The organism is Paenibacillus sp. FSL W8-0194, assembly GCF_037969745.1.
Lineage (GTDB): Bacteria > Bacillota > Bacilli > Paenibacillales > Paenibacillaceae > Paenibacillus_AQ > Paenibacillus_AQ cookii.
In genome coordinates this window covers 5,824,215-5,840,733 of sequence record NZ_CP150205.1, presented here as the reverse complement: position 1 = coordinate 5,840,733, position 16,519 = coordinate 5,824,215, and the positions used below count along the sequence as shown (strand labels likewise).

The 16,519-nt window shown below is 49.5% G+C and carries 20 protein-coding genes; 5 read left to right on the top strand and 15 right to left on the bottom strand.

The genetic code is table 11. The features are described 5' to 3' along the window. Positions 1-6: 6 nt before the first annotated feature. From MKY58_RS27005 to MKY58_RS26965, 9 genes are all read right to left on the bottom strand, one after another. Positions 7-168 (bottom strand): hypothetical protein, encoded by a 162-nt coding sequence (locus tag MKY58_RS27005; protein WP_339322802.1) that lies wholly within the window; start codon positions 166-168, stop codon positions 7-9. A 29-nt stretch (positions 169-197) separates the two neighbouring features. Next, entirely contained in the window at positions 198-515 is a 318-nt protein-coding gene (locus MKY58_RS27000; RefSeq protein WP_339322801.1) for a DUF960 family protein, read from the bottom strand. 26 nt (positions 516-541) lie between these two features. Further along, positions 542-1,009 carry a JAB domain-containing protein gene (locus MKY58_RS26995; RefSeq protein ID WP_339322800.1) on the bottom strand — a complete coding sequence of 156 codons (468 nt, stop codon included), beginning with the start codon at positions 1,007-1,009 and terminating at the stop codon, positions 542-544. After that, positions 1,006-1,371 carry a hypothetical protein gene (locus tag MKY58_RS26990; RefSeq protein ID WP_339322799.1) on the bottom strand — a complete coding sequence of 122 codons (366 nt, stop codon included), beginning with the start codon at positions 1,369-1,371 and terminating at the stop codon, positions 1,006-1,008. Before MKY58_RS26990 ends, MKY58_RS26995 begins: the two co-directional genes overlap by 4 nt. A 215-nt stretch (positions 1,372-1,586) precedes the next feature. After that, positions 1,587-3,095 carry a hypothetical protein gene (locus tag MKY58_RS26985; protein WP_339322798.1) on the bottom strand — a complete coding sequence of 503 codons (1,509 nt, stop codon included), beginning with the start codon at positions 3,093-3,095 and terminating at the stop codon, positions 1,587-1,589. Positions 3,096-3,163: 68 nt separating this feature from the next. Beyond that, complete coding sequence (locus MKY58_RS26980) at positions 3,164-3,697, bottom strand: hypothetical protein (protein WP_339322797.1); 534 nt, start codon at positions 3,695-3,697, stop codon at positions 3,164-3,166. A gap of 449 nt (positions 3,698-4,146) precedes the next feature. Continuing rightward, positions 4,147-4,650: a hypothetical protein gene (locus tag MKY58_RS26975; RefSeq protein ID WP_339322796.1), complete on the bottom strand. Its 504-nt coding sequence runs from the start codon at positions 4,648-4,650 to the stop codon at positions 4,147-4,149. 222 nt (positions 4,651-4,872) lie between these two features. Next, positions 4,873-6,024, bottom strand: coding sequence for a hypothetical protein (locus MKY58_RS26970; protein ID WP_339322795.1), 1,152 nt, complete (start codon positions 6,022-6,024; stop codon positions 4,873-4,875). Positions 6,025-6,125: 101 nt separating this feature from the next. Beyond that, positions 6,126-6,389, bottom strand: coding sequence for a hypothetical protein (locus MKY58_RS26965; protein ID WP_339322794.1), 264 nt, complete (start codon positions 6,387-6,389; stop codon positions 6,126-6,128). 254 nt (positions 6,390-6,643) lie between these two features. Here MKY58_RS26965 and MKY58_RS26960 point away from each other — a divergent pair, with 254 nt between their 5' ends. Continuing rightward, the gene (locus MKY58_RS26960; RefSeq protein ID WP_339322793.1) at positions 6,644-7,021 is read left to right on the top strand and encodes a helix-turn-helix transcriptional regulator; all 378 of its coding nucleotides are present in this window, start codon (positions 6,644-6,646) and stop codon (positions 7,019-7,021) included. A 52-nt stretch (positions 7,022-7,073) separates the two neighbouring features. Here MKY58_RS26960 and MKY58_RS26955 read toward each other — a convergent pair whose 3' ends face one another. The 3 genes from MKY58_RS26955 to MKY58_RS26945 all read right to left on the bottom strand — a co-directional run bounded on the left by MKY58_RS26955 (position 7,074) and on the right by MKY58_RS26945 (position 9,049). After that, on the bottom strand, positions 7,074-7,313 hold the full coding sequence (locus tag MKY58_RS26955) for a hypothetical protein (RefSeq protein ID WP_339322792.1): 240 nt from the start codon (positions 7,311-7,313) through the stop codon (positions 7,074-7,076). 111 nt (positions 7,314-7,424) lie between these two features. Further along, complete coding sequence (locus MKY58_RS26950) at positions 7,425-8,462, bottom strand: hypothetical protein (RefSeq protein ID WP_339322791.1); 1,038 nt, start codon at positions 8,460-8,462, stop codon at positions 7,425-7,427. Between the two features lie 71 nt (positions 8,463-8,533). Beyond that, the gene (locus tag MKY58_RS26945) at positions 8,534-9,049 is read right to left on the bottom strand and encodes a hypothetical protein (protein WP_339322790.1); all 516 of its coding nucleotides are present in this window, start codon (positions 9,047-9,049) and stop codon (positions 8,534-8,536) included. Between the two features lie 449 nt (positions 9,050-9,498). Between MKY58_RS26945 and MKY58_RS26940 the strand changes: the two genes are divergently transcribed. Beyond that, a complete protein-coding gene (locus MKY58_RS26940; protein WP_339322789.1) occupies positions 9,499-10,083 on the top strand; it encodes a BglII/BstYI family type II restriction endonuclease in 585 nt (194 codons plus the stop codon). A gap of 64 nt (positions 10,084-10,147) precedes the next feature. On the opposite strand, the gene MKY58_RS26935 is transcribed toward MKY58_RS26940, so the two are convergent. After that, a complete protein-coding gene (locus MKY58_RS26935; protein WP_339322788.1) occupies positions 10,148-11,341 on the bottom strand; it encodes a DNA adenine methylase in 1,194 nt (397 codons plus the stop codon). A gap of 146 nt (positions 11,342-11,487) precedes the next feature. On the opposite strand from MKY58_RS26935, the gene MKY58_RS26930 reads away from it, so the two are divergent. The 3 genes from MKY58_RS26930 (at position 11,488) to MKY58_RS26920 (ending at position 13,300) form a co-directional block, all read left to right on the top strand. Continuing rightward, positions 11,488-12,108, top strand: a complete 621-nt coding sequence (locus MKY58_RS26930) for a DNA modification methylase (protein ID WP_339322787.1) — start codon at positions 11,488-11,490, stop codon at positions 12,106-12,108. Between the two features lie 186 nt (positions 12,109-12,294). Continuing rightward, a complete protein-coding gene (locus MKY58_RS26925; RefSeq protein WP_339322786.1) occupies positions 12,295-12,585 on the top strand; it encodes a DUF3892 domain-containing protein in 291 nt (96 codons plus the stop codon). Positions 12,586-12,841: 256 nt separating this feature from the next. After that, positions 12,842-13,300 (top strand): hypothetical protein, encoded by a 459-nt coding sequence (locus MKY58_RS26920; protein WP_339322805.1) that lies wholly within the window; start codon positions 12,842-12,844, stop codon positions 13,298-13,300. A 6-nt stretch (positions 13,301-13,306) separates the two neighbouring features. Here the strand turns inward: MKY58_RS26920 and MKY58_RS26915 are convergent, their stop codons facing one another. Further along, the gene (locus MKY58_RS26915) at positions 13,307-14,953 is read right to left on the bottom strand and encodes a recombinase family protein (protein WP_339322804.1); all 1,647 of its coding nucleotides are present in this window, start codon (positions 14,951-14,953) and stop codon (positions 13,307-13,309) included. After that, the gene (locus MKY58_RS26910; RefSeq protein WP_339322803.1) at positions 14,950-16,509 is read right to left on the bottom strand and encodes a recombinase family protein; all 1,560 of its coding nucleotides are present in this window, start codon (positions 16,507-16,509) and stop codon (positions 14,950-14,952) included. The genes MKY58_RS26915 and MKY58_RS26910 overlap by 4 nt, the downstream gene beginning before the upstream one ends. Positions 16,510-16,519: the final 10 nt, after the last annotated feature.

The following is a 16,519-nucleotide window of genomic DNA, read 5'->3' as shown; positions in this document are numbered from 1 at the left end:
CACCCCCTACGCCACAATCTGCGCTTCGATGCCCAGACTTGCGAGGTAATTCAGCCAGAAGGCTGCGCGCTGTTGCCGCTCCTGTTCGGCATCGAGGTACTGGCAGATCATGTCGGCAAGGACATCGATAAACAGGTCTTGTTCGTTCGATTCTTGTATGGTATTCATGGCTGATTCCTCCCTGTTGTTTGTAGTTTTCAGTATTCTTCGGGTAGCATGATTTGGGCGTGAATGCCCTCGTCGACGATCCAGACGGTGAGGTCGACGGGATTTTCGATGCCGCCAAGCGTGTATTCGGTGCGTCTTTCAGGCTGCTCCTGACGATGGATGATATGCTGAACCTTCTGCCCCTCGATGTCTCGCACCGACAAATCGAAGATTTGCAGGTAGTCCATCTCCAGGTCCTGGTCCAGCTGCGCGTCAATAAATTTAAACAGGATGTACGGCAATTCATGGGGAAGGTTGTCCCAGATTCCTTTGGTCGCCGCGCGCGGAGCGAAAGTGAGTTTTGCCATCGGTGGTCGTGCCCCTTTCTAAATATTTACATTAGTCCTCGTTCTTTCAGGCTGACAAAGTTCCCTTCTCCCAGCACGATGTGGTCGAGAAGCTCGATCCCCATAAGCAAACCCGCATCCCGAATGCGTTCCGTGATTTCGACATCTTCGGAGCTTGGCGTCGGGTCCCCGCTCGGATGGTTGTGGCATCCGATGATGGATGCGGCATTGGCGAGAATGGCGAGCTTGTAGGTTTCCCTCGGATGCACCAGCGAGGCGTTGAGCGTCCCGCAGGATACCATGTGTATGGCTGTCGGCTGGTTCTTGGTGTCCAAAGTGAGGATGCAGAACGCCTCCCGGTCAAAGTCACCGAGAAATTGGAGAAATAAGTCAGCGGCATCGGCCGCCCTGTAGATTCTCCGCTGTGGGTACAGGATGGACGTTTTCTCGCGAACCAGCCGCAGGCTCACCACCTGAACCCTTTTCGCTGGCTTTTCAATTTCGTTTACCGTCATTCCGGATCGGCCTCCTCTTCAATAGCCTGTAAGGCAAGCCATGTTTCCAGTTCGACCTCCTGCTCTCCCTTCAAGGAGAACACGCTTGTGAAGCTCTCGTTATCGTGCATGAGCATGATCCGGTAGTACGGGATGCCTTTAATTGTAAGCAGCTCGACGAACTCTACATTCAGGTAGGGATACCTGAGGCCGAGTGAGAAGATGGAGGCTTTCGGTTCCTGGGGTTCCAGGCACACGATGCTGTAGCCTCTGCCGTCTAGCCGAAAGCCGTCTCCCTTACCGTCGAAATCCAGCAGCTTGCGAAGCTGGTCGAGCTCTTCTCTTGCTGCGCGTATCAGGACGGGCGCGCATTTGTGAGCCATGGTGTCTATGTCTGTCGTGCAGTGAATGTTTAACATATAGGTTTCGCCTCCAAGCGGGTATTGTTCCGCCCCTGTTACTCAAGGGGTACAAGGAAATAATATATATCTGAAATTTCAGACATTCCGCTTGGGGCGACCCCAATCTTTTTGCCTTCTAATTTTTGCCCGAACCGGCGCTTGTGCCTGGACGATCGGGGCGGTAAGGACGGTTTCCTTCAGGGGTTCATTTTCCCTCTGCGTCTCTTCTTGAGGGAGAGGGAAGAAACCGGCTTGTAGTGTTCGTTGGTAATGATGATCTTTCTGTCGCCTGTTTTCCGGGATTCGAAGAAAAGTCCGGCCTGTTCCAGATTCGACCGCAGGTTGTTCATCCGCCGGGTGAGAGCGTTCGGGCTCTCGGGCCAGTTCCTTCCGGAGATGCGGATGGCGTTTCTCATGCATACATCCTGAAGCGCCGTGTACAGGGCGGTTGGGCTGCTCTCCCATTCCCGCCGGTCTTCCATGAGCTTCAAGAGGGCCGCTGCTACGGGGTTATTGTGCAGGATTTCCTGGCTTGCGCATTGCTGATTTTCATTATAGGCTCTCAGGAAAAGCTGACCTGGTTTCCCCATGGCCTCGGCAATGGCGTACCCCCATCTGGCAAAGTCGGCCATCCTTGGCTTCTCGGCAAGCTCCACTTGTGGGAAAATGGCCATCGCCTTGGAGAGCAAGAGAAGGCACGAGCCCAGGATTTGGGGCAGGTCCTTTCGAAAAGCATCCCATACTTCCCCTTCATCCTTTCGTTCGGAGGGCGGGATGCGCTTGAATTCGATGACAATGGAGCGGTCCAACAGGTCTGAGCGCGTAACGACAATGTTTATTCCGTTAAGCATGACGCAGCGTTTGAGCTGGAGTATGACTTCCTCGTCGTCGGTATAAAGTCTTCTTTTGGCGATGCTGCCCCCAGTGGCTGCCATGCATAACAGGTCGCTCCGTTCGGGCGATAGGTGATCAAGATTGTCGAAACCCGGCATGTAGTTGTTGCTTAGAATGATGCCCAGGTTGTCGGTGCTGTTGGGCATGGAAAGCAAATCCGTTCTCGCAGGGTCGACGATGGCGCGAATCATCCGCATGGAAGTGGACTTCGCGGCGCCTTTCTCCCCGGCGAGCACGAGAAGCGGATGAGGCATTTCCGGAATGAAACAGCTAACAATGTAGACGGCCAGTAAGAAGAGGTCCTTTTTAAGCTGGGTTCGGAAATGTTTCGACAGCAATTTAAGCAGGTCGTGCTCCTCATCGAAATCAGGCCACACCTGCGGAGCCGTATTCGTGGTACGGTGGAAGATGCCGGGCCCGTTTTTATATGCCCGGCATCCATTGGGGCCGATGATGACGGCACCGGACTGCGAATCGGCCAGGTCGTAAACAATGCGTCCGTCCTTTGCAAGAGCTACACGCCTGGATAGCTTTCTGACCTTTCCATCGAATGTAGCAATGGACTCGAAGTGATAGGCTGCTTGCTTCAATGCTTCCAGGCTCACAGGCTTGCCTGTAGCGTTATAGAAACGTTGGTGAAGGAAAAGCTTGTATGCTTTGCTGTTAACCTTCAGGGAGCGCCGGACATTCTTTTCCGTGATCTCTACGTATGCTTCGCCTAAATTATCCATGAAGTACACGCCGTCAGCGCCGAGATTGATTAGCTTCTGTACATCGGTTTCCTTCGGGTTTTCCCCAAGCCTGCTTTTCATTCTGAATCCCTCTTTCCGAATGTGGTTTTTAACAAACGAGTTGCTTAAAGTGTGTCCTGCAAGCGTGACTAGAAAAGGTCATCCCAGTCAAGCTCGTCAATATCGTCTTCTGTGTTTCCGTTGGCATCCTCTTCGTACGCAAGGAGGCCCTCATCCATCACGCCGGTATCGTCTTCTGAATCAGGAAAGTCGTCCTCCGGGTCCCAATCGGTACGGGCGATTTCTTCCTCGGTCGCCGCCCGAATATCTACGATGGTGTAATTTCCCTCTGTGTTACCCATTGTCCCCATTGAAATAGTCGATATTATAGCCGTACCAAGGAGATCTTCCGGGTTCAGGTATCCACCTTCCAAGGGAAGACACTGGAGCACGGTGAGAGTATGAATGAATTGACTACCCGGCTCCCAGTCCACAGGGACGACATGTTCCAGGTAATAGGGGTGATCGCTTCCCTCGGGTAGGAGATGAAGACCAAGCCTTAGTTTTGCCGGGGATTCCCCATCTGCACAGTGGCATTCCGAGCGAACGATGACACCCAGATGATCGCCGTCCTCCAACTGCGAAAGGTTGGGGCATGGGCGGTACAATTTGTCTACTTGCATTTCTAGCACTCCCTCTTCTTTTGATAGGCCCCGCCTTGCCGGCCGGTTACCGCCCGGATCGACCTTTCCGTCCCGAAAGAAGCAGGGCGGGTTTGGCGTCTGTGGCGGAATGTTGTACACTGGCAGGCAGTCTTTGCAGCGGGGATTTCCCAGTGGTACATTTGGTGCTTGTCTGTTTTGTTTTCAAGGTGCGTTTGTTTATGTAATTATCATATTGGATGCCTGTATTTCTGTCATTCTGCGCCAAGCGGGACTGGCCAGGGGCGATCAGACTGATTGGGGAGGGGGAACTGCCGGATACGGCTTCCGCTATTTTCGTTGTTTTTGAAATCCCTGAATTTTGGAGGGGAAATCATACTTTCTTAGCGGATTTCCTCTTTCATTCTCTTCTTTTCTCGAAAATAGAAAAAAGAAGAGTCCAGGGCTTGTACAGGGCTCTTCCTTTTGTTTCACGAATCGGTATCCTGCGCCTTAAGCGCACGCTTTTGCTCTCTCTTCTGCCTAGCCTCTTGAAGTAGCACTTTTAGCTCAGTTTCCGGGGTGTGTTTGAGCAGGGTGGTTATAAGCTGTTCTTTGTTCAGGTGCTTGAGAAGTCGGGCCCGTTTCTTGGACTTGTCCTCTTCCTTTTCCTGTTGCTCTCTATTCTTTGCCCTCTCGATGGCGGTTCTGGTCTTACGCTTGTTTCCAAGGGCTTTAGAAAGTTCATTTGCCATTTCCCTGCACTCAATCTTGGCACGCTCACATTCACTCCGATCCGGGAAGAGCTGATTCATGTTCTGATTGGTAGTGAGGATTTTGTGGAGAGTAGGAATACGGCTGGGGGCAACAAATTTTCGCGCTTGTTGTTTTTGGGTCACATCTATACCGAATTCATCGTATAAGCAGTGACACTTTTCAACCAACTTTTTCAGGTTCCGGCCCTTTGGTGATAATCTAAGAATGTTACTGTTCATGTTGATAATGCTTCCTCCATTTTTCGCCCCTATTCTTTCTTTAATTATATATGTCGGTTGGAGAGAGTGCATTTTGGAAGGTGTATGCGATGCTGGTATGTTATGTTCTCCCGTCTCGATCGAGTGAGGGAAATGGAAGGGAGGGGTGACCTCATCAAAAGGAAAAAAAGAAGACCCGATTAAATAGGAAGAATCGGATCTTCTCACCATGTCGGCTAGCGCCTACTTTTTCAGCCACTCCAGCCATTTCGTGTTGACTTGTTCGAAGCTACCGAACGTTTGAACAAAGGCCTTTTCCATCGTCGGCTGTGTGCTTGCCAGGAAGCTGTTGAACTTGTCGCTACCGTAGGTTTCGTACAAGAATGCTGTAAACATGTAACCGCCGATATACTGTGTTTTCACGGAAATATTGTCTTTATAGATGATGATATGCTCCTGAGGCTTCTCAAGTATGATTGGTTTCCAGTGTGTCTTGTCTTTCTTGAGATCGTCGGTATCTTTTGCCGCCAGGTATTCTGCTTGTCCCTCCTTGATCCATTGCATCTCTTCTCCACCGGTAAACCATCCTGTTTTATCTCCCCGGCGAATTGTTTCTTGTAAAAGGGTTTGCGGAGTGTGGATGTATTCGTGCTTGAACAAATGGGTGAAGTAAGACGGATCATCGTAAGTGCCCCCATCGAGCGTACAGCACTTTTTCTGATAAGCGGACGGCGTCAGAACGTGAATCTCTGTCTTCAATACATTGTCAGTGCCATAGGTTTTATTATAGGCGTTCCCCTCATCAACATTATCGATCGCAACAGGATGCAAATAAATATAGATTGGATGAAGACCGTCGTTCAGAATGCTACCGATCTCTGGCACGAGGGATGCAAACTCTGTGGTTGCGACGTTGTACCCTTGTTCGAAATCGGCAGCGGCTTTTTCTACGTCCTTTTCATATTGCTTCGTGTATAGGAGCGTAAAATGCTTTGAATGATATTCCAGCCAGCCGTCTGCATTATTTTTGGTTGATTGTGCCTGGGCCAGAAGCTGCTTCAGAGTGGAGACCTGGCCTTGAAGCTTCTGAATTTGCGCTTTGTCCTGATCCTTCTTATAGCTATTGAACATGAAGGTGCTCGTTTTGGAGTCGAACGCATAATTTGCCTGGAAGACCGTTCCGATGGCTGGTGCAGCGATGTATGTAGTCCCGTTCTGAGCGATCGTTGCGGGTACCATTTTGTCTCCGACCTGTATCTTGCCCTTGTTCGTAGTCAGGGTAAATCCGTCCAGCCCGATCTTGAGAATGGGGTTCGTGGCTGCTGTAGCTACTCCGAACCCAAGCAGAAACACGCAGAGTAGTGAGACAATGACTTTGACCTTCGAAAGCTTCATTTTCTAGTATCCCCTCTATGTTTAATTTCGACATCAGACAATAATTCTCGATATGTCAGGAAAATCCTTCCTGCATGTGGGAAATTCATAATTCATTGGGCTTATTCCTGCTGGTTCTTTGGAACTCCTTTTTTGGCTCCATAAGCGATTAGTGCAAGGACGACGCCAATGATGGCAGTCCAGATGTAATGGTGTTTGATAAAGCCGATTCCCCACTCTACAATGGCAAAACCGATCATGACGCAGATGCCGAAAACGACGATCATGCTGTAGAACCCGCCGAAGGTAATGCTGAACATCCGATTCAGCATAATAAATAGGACAATACCAACGATAAGGCCGAGAATGATTCCGAATGTGCTCACTTGCAAATCGCTCCTATGTTAGAAATTTGGTCTGCAAAAATGCTGTGTCATAAGTAGTTCTTTGTTCTTCTCCTTTCGTAATGGTGGCCGTACCCACGCAAGTAAAATGTCGAATTTGTGCGTCTCAGGTACTATTCGTACTATATCCTCATTATAAGAACTTATAAGTATTATTTACAACATTTTCTTCTAGTTTGGTGCTCTGTCCGATAGAGATGTTATTTCCTACCCTTTGGATAAGGGTGGTGGTAGGAATGTCTGACTTCTTGGCGCTGGTAGGCGCCAGAATCAAGCAGTTAAGAGTGCAGAAGGGACTGTCGCAGGCCAGGCTGGCAGAGTTGGCCGAGCTACAGGATTCGTATATCGGGGGCGTAGAGAGGGGGAACCGGAACATCTCTCTGAATTCACTGGAAAAAATCATGTCGGCCCTGGGGGCCGACCCGGTAGAGGCACTTAAGTTTGGTAGACTGGACGAGGTCGCGGATTTGGACGGGGAATTGGAAAAGCAGGAGATCTTGGACATTCATTTGTACCTGCTCAGGGACCGCAGTCTGCCGGAAATCAAGCTGGTGCATCGTATGGCGAAGGACATGTTCGATACCTTTGACAGGAAAGCAGAGCACGAATCGTGAGAAGGGGGCGAGCGGGCAGCGTAGGCTGCAGCGCTCGCCCTTTTATTTATTATCACGGCCTTACCGCTCGGTAAATGAGACTAAGCCTGCACTTCAATGGCTTCCGATCTGCTTTTGAAAACTGGCAATGAGCTTCGAGACCCACTGGGAATGCGGTGGAGATGTTGAGGCTGAGAGAATGCTTGTTCACATAAAGAAGAACGCCGGTCGGCAGGTTCTGTGACGCCTCGGCCTGTTCCGGCAGCTGATCTGCCTTCTTTGCCAGTTGGGGGTTTCGGTTTGTCTTGGACATAGGTGAGTCTCCTTTTCAATGGAAATTGATGTTATTCAGGATTTGTTGCTGTTCCAAAAATCGTCGGTACCGTCCTTGTCGCTGTCGACGCAAATGACGCAAGCTTGCGGGTCAAGTACGGGCGTACTTCGGATTGATAGTGATAGATGCATCCGCATGCTTGCGATAAAAGCGCATGTCCCGGCTCGATTGGTTGGCCTGGGCGGTGAACGCCGCATGTAGCGTCCCATCCTCGAATGTAAAGAAGTCACGTCCCTTCTGGCCCCCAAAGAGGGCGATCATGGCGTAGTGGTAGCTGCCCGGATTGCAGACGCCGCCGCTTCCGAGCGGAACAAGTTCGGCAACTTCCCCGACGGTCAGCTTTTCCTTGCGTTCCGGCTGCCTGTCGAGGGCGAGGAGCAGGCAGGCGAACAGCACGTCCGCATTTGCCCTTCCCGCTATTCGTTCGGGAGCGTATTTCTTGCAGTCGATGGTTCCCCAATTCAGTGATTGAATCACGGGCTCAATGGTGGGCGGAGTCTTGCCCGCCAGCTTGGCCAGGGCGTGCCGGTTCCCGTATGCCTTCAGGAAGCGGTCCAGCTGGACACGCGCCCGATCCGCATCTTTGGGCTGCATCTTGGGGAGCAGTGCCCGGAAAAAGTCGGTGTAACGCAGGAGTACGTCCAGGCTGAAGCCGTCGTCAGGCTCGCCGCCATCATGCCCGACCTCCTTGAGGAGGTCCCACATCGCTTCTAACCGCTGTGCGTCCGCCAGCTCTAGCGCGTCAGGGCAGATCAGATGGGCGAGAAATGAGGCGGTATCGAAGGCGAGGGGGTCGTTTTCGAGCCTGTTTGTCCAGAAGTCGAACACATGGGCGGGTTCAGCAGCCTCCTCCCGCACGAACTCCGGCCATAACCTGACGACGGACAGGGCAGTCTGCCGCTGGGCGTAGGGCGCGTCTTTCCGCTGCCAGAGTCCGCCGCGCCAGGACAGCGCTGTGCGAATCGTCTTCGGGTCGACTGCCTTCGGATCGGAGAACTGCTCGCGCCACTGGTTGAGCGGTTCTGTTGGGTACTTGGCGTAGGGGAAGTGCGACATGTGCTTGTCGAAGTGATCGTTAATGTAAGCAACGACGGATTTTTTCTTATTCTCACTGATGGTTAGGGCCATTGTGGGCTCCTCCTTTTTCGTTTTGATAGCTGACTTGTCGGAATAGACGTAATTGACGAAATTCTGTTTGGTCAGAAGGGTAGGTCAAGTTCATCGTCTATCATGCATCTGTCTTCCTTCTGATCGTCCTTTAACTGTGGCTCGGCGAAGTCCTTGTCATGGCCGTTCAGGGAAATCCACTGCTCAGGTGTCAGAAACGGGTCCCTAAGCTGAATGTAGAAAGGTTCTGCGAGATCTCGTACCCATCGGAGTGCGTCGGGGATAGTCCCGCCATGAAAAATGGGAGGTCCCTCTGCCCAGAGGTCCTCCCACACGAAATCTGCTATCTGGTTTTCTTGGTCTAGCCTAACGTAGACGTCTGTTCCGTCTACGTAGTCGTTAGTTCCGGCTTCGTCGGTCGTACGGAGAATGAGGCGTACAACATGGGTAGGTATTTCTGCGTATGCATTAGGAGCATTCAGTTTCCCAAGGTAATCGACGGCCGCTGCTGCCATAATCCAGACATTTTGCTGATGTGGCCCGTTAAAACCGCTGGTTTCTAATTGTTTTTTCAATAAAGACAAAATTACATTTTGATGAGTTGTCATTTTTTTGGATTCTCCTTCTTGTTTGGTCTGTATTCTTGGCACTTAGAAGGTATGTTTTAGGTGGGAAATATACAAGTACACAGTAATAGAGACAGGCCAAAACAATGCCGTCATAATAGGGGAAAATCGTTAAAAAGTAAGAGCGTCTTGTGCTTGGAGTTTGGGATGCTCCGTTTGATGGCATAGAATCGTGTTTCTGCTTTTATGCTGAATATGTGGCCCAGTGACTTAGGATTATGAAATGTCTTTTGATTTTGAAGGGTGTTCATACTGGCATATCTTAGGGGTTGGCATCAAGGACCTTGATTTGATTTTTTATTGCCTTAAAATAAGGGTATTCACCGACATCAAGGACCTTGACTTTGTATATTGTCCTGGAATATAATTCAATCAAGGACCTTGATTTCTTGAGATATCTCATCTAACAACTTTTAGAGGTGGTATAAAATATGTCAATAGTTGATATCCCTAAGCAAATTCATGACAAGTTTCATATTATTGAAAGGAATCATGCCAGTGCTATTCTTATGACAGATTTTCGAGAAGAATACGAGGAGATTATTACTGTACTTGGGGAATTTGTCTTAAAGAAGGAGGACATCCTCACTCCAGGTGGGAGAAAGTCACCTATTTCTGAGAAGCTTGATAGCAAGTTCTATTCATTTGGATGGAAAGAGCAACAATTCCATATTGATATTATGGTAGACGATGTGCCATATCATACACCTTCTCATAAAGTGGACTGTTTTAAAAACCGTGTGGGTATCGAGATTGAGTGGAATAATAAGGATCCCTTCTATGACAGAGATTTGAATAACTTCCGTCTACTGCATGAAGTGAATGCTTTGAGCGTAGGTGTTATCATAACGAGATCAGAAGGATTGCAGTCAGTTTTCAATCAACTGGGGAAAGGTAGTTCCTATGGACCATCAACCACGCATTTTGGAAAGCTGAAACCGCGAATCGACGGGCGAGCTGGTGGTGGATGCCCTCTGCTTGTGTTTGCTATTGAGAAACAGTGTTACGTTGAGTAGATGGAACGAACAAAAAGGATCATCCTTTATCATAACATAAAGAATGATCCTTTATTATAATCTCTTAAACTTGTTTGGCAATAATTAGTGCCTCTTGAACATTTCTACTCTTATCTTCTCTTCTGCCCATCGTGCTGTGTAAATAATCTACGGTTTTGGTGTCAATAATATAGTGACTTCCGAGTGTTCTTGTGGCCAAGTCAATAAGAGCATCCAAATCAATCATTCCCGTGTTGCTATAACTCAAGACAAGATTAGCCTCCTTGTTACTTACTCTTTGGAACATTTCTCGAAATGCATCTTCTACTTGAGTTCTAATACAAAATGGTGACTGATGTCTGTCAGTCCTATATCTGCCTTTGTGTCGAACTTCTGGATAGTCATATTTCACCAACGTTTCAATGGCGTGATAGAATCTGGAATAATGAACAAAGGCATACGGAGGATCAGCATAAACTACAGCATGTTTAGGGAGTTGCCCAAGGCAATCACGATAGTCCATACAATAGGTATCAAATGAGAAATTGTTTGTACTTAAGGTTTGCTGCAGTTCTTCCATTTTTCTAATGAAGAAAGGGGTAATTTCCTTTCTTCGATAAGTCAAAATGTCCTCCATGGAGGATTGACTTGTAGCGTCTCGATATTGTGCATAATGCCCGGTACTTTGGGAATTGTAAGACATCGCGAACATCAATGAGGCCAATATCGCGTGATAGAAATGGGTTTCCTTATACTCCTCAGCGGTTGCTCTATAAGCATCGATCCATACGCATTGACTAAAGGACCAGTATGTTCCGGAATAGTTCTTTGCAAATAAATGATAGTCAAAGGAACTAAAATCGTAGTCGATAAGTTGACGTTGCTTTTCTTCTAGCGACACAAATTCACCCACAGTGAAATCTTGTTCATAATCGAAGTTCAGATCTGGGAAAGCTTCAAAGAAATTGTTAGCTTTCTCACTTGCCGAAGAAACCACATCTTGAACAAGTGAAGGGCAAGATTCCCAATTATAGCTGGTTAGATAAGCTCTGGCCAAGACAGCGGAGTAGGCTTGAATATCGTTACTAATCATATGAGTTTGATTTCTGAGAATGCCGGATAGTACGCTAGACCCTGCGAACAAATCACAAACAGGCCCAACTGTCTTAACTTCGTTGATTGCTTCCACAACAAAGTTGATGATCTTTCGTTTGGAACCCATGTATTTTATAAAATGAGGGACTTCTACTTCCTTGTTAAGCATCGCTATGTTATCCATGTGGTTTACCGCCTTATACTTTGTACTTTATTCTTAGGTGACATGATGATATTATAGAATAATAAAGTAAATATAATTATAATGCATTGGAGCAAAGCATGCCCACTTTTTTTTGGGTGTGCTTTTTTGCGTTCAGAGGAGGTTTTATGAGAAGCGTTCTATCTTATCCGGTAAGGGGTAAATGGGGAAAGTCAGACTACAGGGGAAATTGCTCGGGATATGTCATTTTAGACTTATTGAAGTTTTATAAACCTCAAAAGTTTTTAGAAGTATTTGCTGGCGGAGGGACAGGTTACGAGGTGGCTAAAGAGTTAGGGTTCACCAATTCCGTTCACCTTGACCTCAATCCACAGTGGGGCGGATGGAATGCTTTAAAAGATGAGGTACCAGTAAGTACCGATTTGATATTTAGCCATCCTCCTTATTTTGATATGGTTGTCTACTCAGGGCAAGTGTGGGGTGAAGCCCATGACGATGACCTCTCTAGAGCACTGAGCTACCAGGATTACATAGATAAATTAGACAGAGTAAATATAAAACTAATGAATAGCCTTCGGGTAGGTGGTAGATTGGCTATCTTGATCGGTGACTATAGAAGGAACGCCAAGTACTACTCTATAATCAAGGACATGAATTACCCAGGAACCTTAGAATCACATATCATTAAGCTCCAGCACAATGTAGCATCTGGACGGTATCAATACCGAGGGCGATTTGTACCAATTGTCCATGAACATCTGTTGATTTTCCGAAAGACGACAAGATAACCATTGAATATAGAAAAGGCAGCTTTGCTCCCTTTTCTATGATTTGAAACGAACAACAGAAGCAATGGCATTGTTGAGGAGTTACACTCCAATTTAGAACATATGTTCTTGACAGGAACGTATGTTTTATATATCCTATAAAAAGGAAAAGTCAGTACTAATTATATTTCTAAGGGAGGCTTCAGAATGGCTGATAGGCATCAGATTACATGTGTTAACAAGTCCGAAAGATATAACCCACATGAAAGAATCACACATGTTGGTGGTAAAAATGCAAACGGAACAAGATGGCGTATTACACAGCAGGACGCAATACAAGGAATTGAAAATGGAAAGTGGGCCTTCTATGTGAGTGCGGGTGGAAGGACCGTAGATGTGATTGTAGCCAAAAGTCAGTATGGTCACAAGTATTTAAAAACAGTGGCCGATGGTTCCCAACCTGATAATCTACTTAGCTTGTCTGAATGCCCTTTGTGAGTTTTCCAAACCAGTCTTTCTTGAATTCAAATTAAACCAAGCTCAAGGCACCCGAATGGGTGCCTTTCAATTTCGCTCTATAGATGTTACGGTGAACCGTATCATAAGTAGGGCGAAAGTTGCCATGTGAAATTGCTTTCTATTCAAAATTCTCTAAATGCGCATTTGAATATTCAAAAGCAAATTTTGCTTGACAGGAATATTCAAATGGATTACTATTGCTTTAGTAAGACATTTTGAATGTGGAGGTACAAAAATGCAAACGACATTTCAGGTTGATCTTGACAACGAGAGAGAAGTAGCTAATCTAAAGGAATTGCTGGAATTGCGACTGGAACAGCTACAACATGGGCATAGTCAATTGTCCAGCGAGGAAGGTTCTTCTGAGAACAATGCCAATGGTGCAATTGCTAAAAGATCTAACATCGAAATCCTTCAGCAGTTCGTAACCGAAGCATCACCTAATCAATATGAAGTCCTTAAATGGATGAAGGACAATCCAGGCAATGTTTCCGCGCACATCTTAAAGCGTGATTTACCATTCTTGGCACCACAGGGCACATTGCCAGGCGTATTCAGGCCGGGCAGATGGCAACGACTTTCAGGTGGTACAAAGGAAGGGTTTCCCTTCTTGCAGATTTCTTGGAACCACACTGAAGGTTGCGGGATATACCGTGGGATTACGCCGGAAGAGGCTAGTGTTCTAGACCTGTAAACTAAATTAGATGAAAATAGATAACTTTTGATTTAACGAAGGGGCTTTTCCGGGCAAAGGAAAAGCCCCCTCTGCTTTGTCAGCAGAAGGGGCTACGCTTAAAAAATGCTTCTCGGTCTCCTCGTTGAAGACGAGCTCAACGCTGCCGACGCGCTTTCTTTCGTCCAGCGTGATCTTCTTTACGATCAGGTGCATCAGGGTCTTGCGCTGCGGGAACGGCGAGCGGTGGAGCAGGGTGTCGAACCTGCCCACCAGGGAACGTACGAGCTCGTAGGAGACGGGCTCGGCCTGATCGTCGCGGAGTTCCAGTTCCAGCTTCGATCGGCGGGTAAGCTCGGTGTCGAGCTCCCTGTTCAGGTCGTTCAGGCGTTCCGCGAACAAGTCGCGGTCGATCTCGTTCATCTCGTACAGCCCGAGGTACTTGCGCTTCTTTTCCTCCAGCCTGTCGATGCGGGCTTGTACTGCCGCTAACTCGTCGCGAAGCGGCTTGATGCGTCCCGATCGGTGTTCGTTGATGCTGCGTACGACTTTCTTGAGAATGTGAGGCTGAGTCACTGCCTGCCGGATGCGCTCCGTCACGGCTTTTTCGGCCTCGTCCTTGCGGACGCTGTTGGCGTGGCAGACCGAACTGCCCTGGCTGCGAAAGCGACCGCAGGAGTAGTACATGCGGACGATCTTCGTCCCGTCCTTCGCCCGGTTTACCGTGCGGCTTGCGGTCATCGCCGCGCCGCATTCGGGGCATCGGATGAGCCCGGTCAGCAAGTACTCCCCCTCGAAACGCTTCTTCGGCATGACACTCTTCTTCTGCCGCAGGAGCTGTACCTTCTCCCATAACTCTTCAGAGATGATCGCCGGATGATGGCCCTCGGAAAGTATGAGCTCGGTGGACTTGCCATTGCGGCGTCTTTCCGCCCAGTTCTCGTAGCGGTTATAGCGGATTTTTCCGACAAACATCGGATTGTCGAGAATGTCCCGGATGGCGCAAGTGGAGAAAGTCTTGCCAGTCCTGGTCTTGTAGCCCCGGCGGTTCAGGTCGTTGGCAATCGCCTTCAGGCCGTGACCGGCGGCATACTGTTCGAAAATGTTGCGGACAAGTGCCGCCTCCTCCTCGATGACGACAATCCTTGTCTCTTTCCCGCGTTCGTCGACCTTGACGCTCCGGTAGCCGATCGGCACCTTGCCGTTGTGCTTGCCCGTTCTGGCGCGCTGCTTGTGGCCCATCTTCACGTTGTCCACGATCGTGTTGCGCTCCAGCTCCCCCACAGCACCCATCATTTGAAGTGCGAATTTTCCCATAGACGTGGTTGTATCAAAATTCTCGGAAAGTGAGCGGAAGGCGACGTTGTTCTTTTCCAGCAGGTCGACGATATGGAGGAGGTCGATGTTCTTGCGGGCCATCCGATTGAATTTCCAGACTAACACCTCGTCAAACTTCCTGTCCTGAGCGTCGCGAAGGAGTCGTTGGAGCTCATATCGCCCCTCAATGCTCTTTCCACTGACGCCCCGGTCCACGTACTCCCCCACGATCTCCCATTTGTATACATCGCAATACTTTCGCAGAGTTTCAAGTTGAGCGTCGATGGAGTAGCCGTGCTCAGCTTGCTCCTCTGTGCTGACACGAGCGTAGATGGCGACTCTTATTGTTTGGTTCATCCTTGCTTGTCCCTCCTTGTTGGAATCGGCGGAATCTCCAGACTCAGCAGGGCTGACGTGCCCTGGATGGTCGCCGCCGAGATGTCCCGGTCACGCGGGACAGTGATGTAATCGATAAGGCTTCGGTAAAGCTTCTTTTGCTGTTCGGGTGAGGCATTCCGCATCATGGGCCGAAAGCTGTCCAGCGCTTGCCGAATGCTCGCCTCAGGAATGGGGCGCTCGGGCTGTCCGGCTACAGATCGTTCTAATTTTTCCCGCTCTTCCTCCAGAAGCCCTGATTCAGCCCGAATCTCATCCAGCCTTTTTCGGAGTTCCGGGGCATCGATGTGCCCATCTTCGAAAAGCTCGTAACATCGGAGGCTTCGCTTTTTCTGAGAGGCGAGCTGGGCGTCGATTTGCTTCAATGCCTGCCGGATAGGCAGCAACTTCCTGTCCCGCCTGAGATTGATCTCCTCCACCAGCCGCTCTGCAACGGAAGGATGGGTGATGAAATGCCGGACCCGGGATTCGACCCAGGATTCGGCTTCATCAGCCCGAATATGGTTCGCCCGGCAAGCCTTGCTTCCTCCGGAGTTGTAGCGACTGCACACATAGTAGAAGCTTTTGGAATGAACGCCGTTCTTTCGTTTCCGTGTTACGTGGGACGGAATCATACTGCTTCCGCAGTTCGGGCACTTGAGAAGCCCGGACAGCGGGAAGGGACGCGTGATGCGCTTTGTAGGCGGGCAAGAGCTTCCGGTAAGCCGCAGCTGCACACGCTCCCAAAGTTCTTTCGGGATGATTGGCTCGTGCTCGCCGTCCACCGTTTGTTTGTTGCCTTGCTCGTCCGTGTAGGTAATCTTGCCGATGTAGTTCACGTTGGTCAGGATGCCGCGTACCGAAATGCTATGAAAGGCCTTGCCGCGCTTCGTCCTGTGGCCTTGTCCGTTCAATCGGTTGACGATGGCCTTCAGGCCGAGGCCGCTGGCGTACATCTCGAAAATGGAGGCGACCCGCTCGGCCTCCCCGGGCACGATCTCCACGTAAGAAAGGCGCGGGTCGTCGGGATGGGTGACCCAGCGGTATCCGAGAACCTGATTGCCGCTGTTCCATCTGCCGAGCCTGCTGCGCTGCTGCATGCTGTGGCGGACGTTCTGTGCGATTTGCCGCCTCTCGTGTTCGGCCACGGACCCGGCCATCTGAAGAGCGAACTTGCCCATCGGCGTGTCCGTCTGGAACTCCTCCGTCAGGCTGCGCAGGACGATGCCGTACCTGTCCAGCAATTCCACGATGTGTAGGAGGTCCTTCAGATTGCGGGAGAGCCGATTCAGCCGCAGGCACACGACTTGCCGGAAGCGACCGCTGCGGGCGTCTTCCAGAAGTTCGCGAAGTGCCGGTCGGCCTTCGATGGACTTACCCGAGCGACCCGCGTCGACATAAACCTTGTGAACATCGATGTGAGACTTGCGGCAGTAGTCCTGCAAGGCGTCCCTTTGGGCGTCCAGGCTGAAGCCCTCGACCTGCTGCTCGGTTGAAACGCGAATGTACAGGGCGGCCAGTTGTTTCTCGTAATTCATGGAGCACCCC

Coding starts and splice junctions, on each gene's coding strand:
- MKY58_RS27005 (WP_339322802.1), bottom strand. CDS start 168: ATGAATACCATACAAGAATCGAACGAACAAGACCTGTTTATCGATGTC.
- MKY58_RS27000 (WP_339322801.1), bottom strand. CDS start 515: ATGGCAAAACTCACTTTCGCTCCGCGCGCGGCGACCAAAGGAATCTGG.
- MKY58_RS26995 (WP_339322800.1), bottom strand. CDS start 1,009: ATGACGGTAAACGAAATTGAAAAGCCAGCGAAAAGGGTTCAGGTGGTG.
- MKY58_RS26990 (WP_339322799.1), bottom strand. CDS start 1,371: ATGGCTCACAAATGCGCGCCCGTCCTGATACGCGCAGCAAGAGAAGAG.
- MKY58_RS26985 (WP_339322798.1), bottom strand. CDS start 3,095: ATGAAAAGCAGGCTTGGGGAAAACCCGAAGGAAACCGATGTACAGAAG.
- MKY58_RS26980 (WP_339322797.1), bottom strand. CDS start 3,697: ATGCAAGTAGACAAATTGTACCGCCCATGCCCCAACCTTTCGCAGTTG.
- MKY58_RS26975 (WP_339322796.1), bottom strand. CDS start 4,650: ATGAACAGTAACATTCTTAGATTATCACCAAAGGGCCGGAACCTGAAA.
- MKY58_RS26970 (WP_339322795.1), bottom strand. CDS start 6,024: ATGAAGCTTTCGAAGGTCAAAGTCATTGTCTCACTACTCTGCGTGTTT.
- MKY58_RS26960 (WP_339322793.1), top strand. CDS start 6,644: ATGTCTGACTTCTTGGCGCTGGTAGGCGCCAGAATCAAGCAGTTAAGA.
- MKY58_RS26955 (WP_339322792.1), bottom strand. CDS start 7,313: ATGTCCAAGACAAACCGAAACCCCCAACTGGCAAAGAAGGCAGATCAG.
- MKY58_RS26950 (WP_339322791.1), bottom strand. CDS start 8,462: ATGGCCCTAACCATCAGTGAGAATAAGAAAAAATCCGTCGTTGCTTAC.
- MKY58_RS26945 (WP_339322790.1), bottom strand. CDS start 9,049: ATGACAACTCATCAAAATGTAATTTTGTCTTTATTGAAAAAACAATTA.
- MKY58_RS26940 (WP_339322789.1), top strand. CDS start 9,499: ATGTCAATAGTTGATATCCCTAAGCAAATTCATGACAAGTTTCATATT.
- MKY58_RS26935 (WP_339322788.1), bottom strand. CDS start 11,341: ATGGATAACATAGCGATGCTTAACAAGGAAGTAGAAGTCCCTCATTTT.
- MKY58_RS26930 (WP_339322787.1), top strand. CDS start 11,488: ATGAGAAGCGTTCTATCTTATCCGGTAAGGGGTAAATGGGGAAAGTCA.
- MKY58_RS26925 (WP_339322786.1), top strand. CDS start 12,295: ATGGCTGATAGGCATCAGATTACATGTGTTAACAAGTCCGAAAGATAT.
- MKY58_RS26920 (WP_339322805.1), top strand. CDS start 12,842: ATGCAAACGACATTTCAGGTTGATCTTGACAACGAGAGAGAAGTAGCT.
- MKY58_RS26915 (WP_339322804.1), bottom strand. CDS start 14,953: ATGAACCAAACAATAAGAGTCGCCATCTACGCTCGTGTCAGCACAGAG.
- MKY58_RS26910 (WP_339322803.1), bottom strand. CDS start 16,509: ATGAATTACGAGAAACAACTGGCCGCCCTGTACATTCGCGTTTCAACC.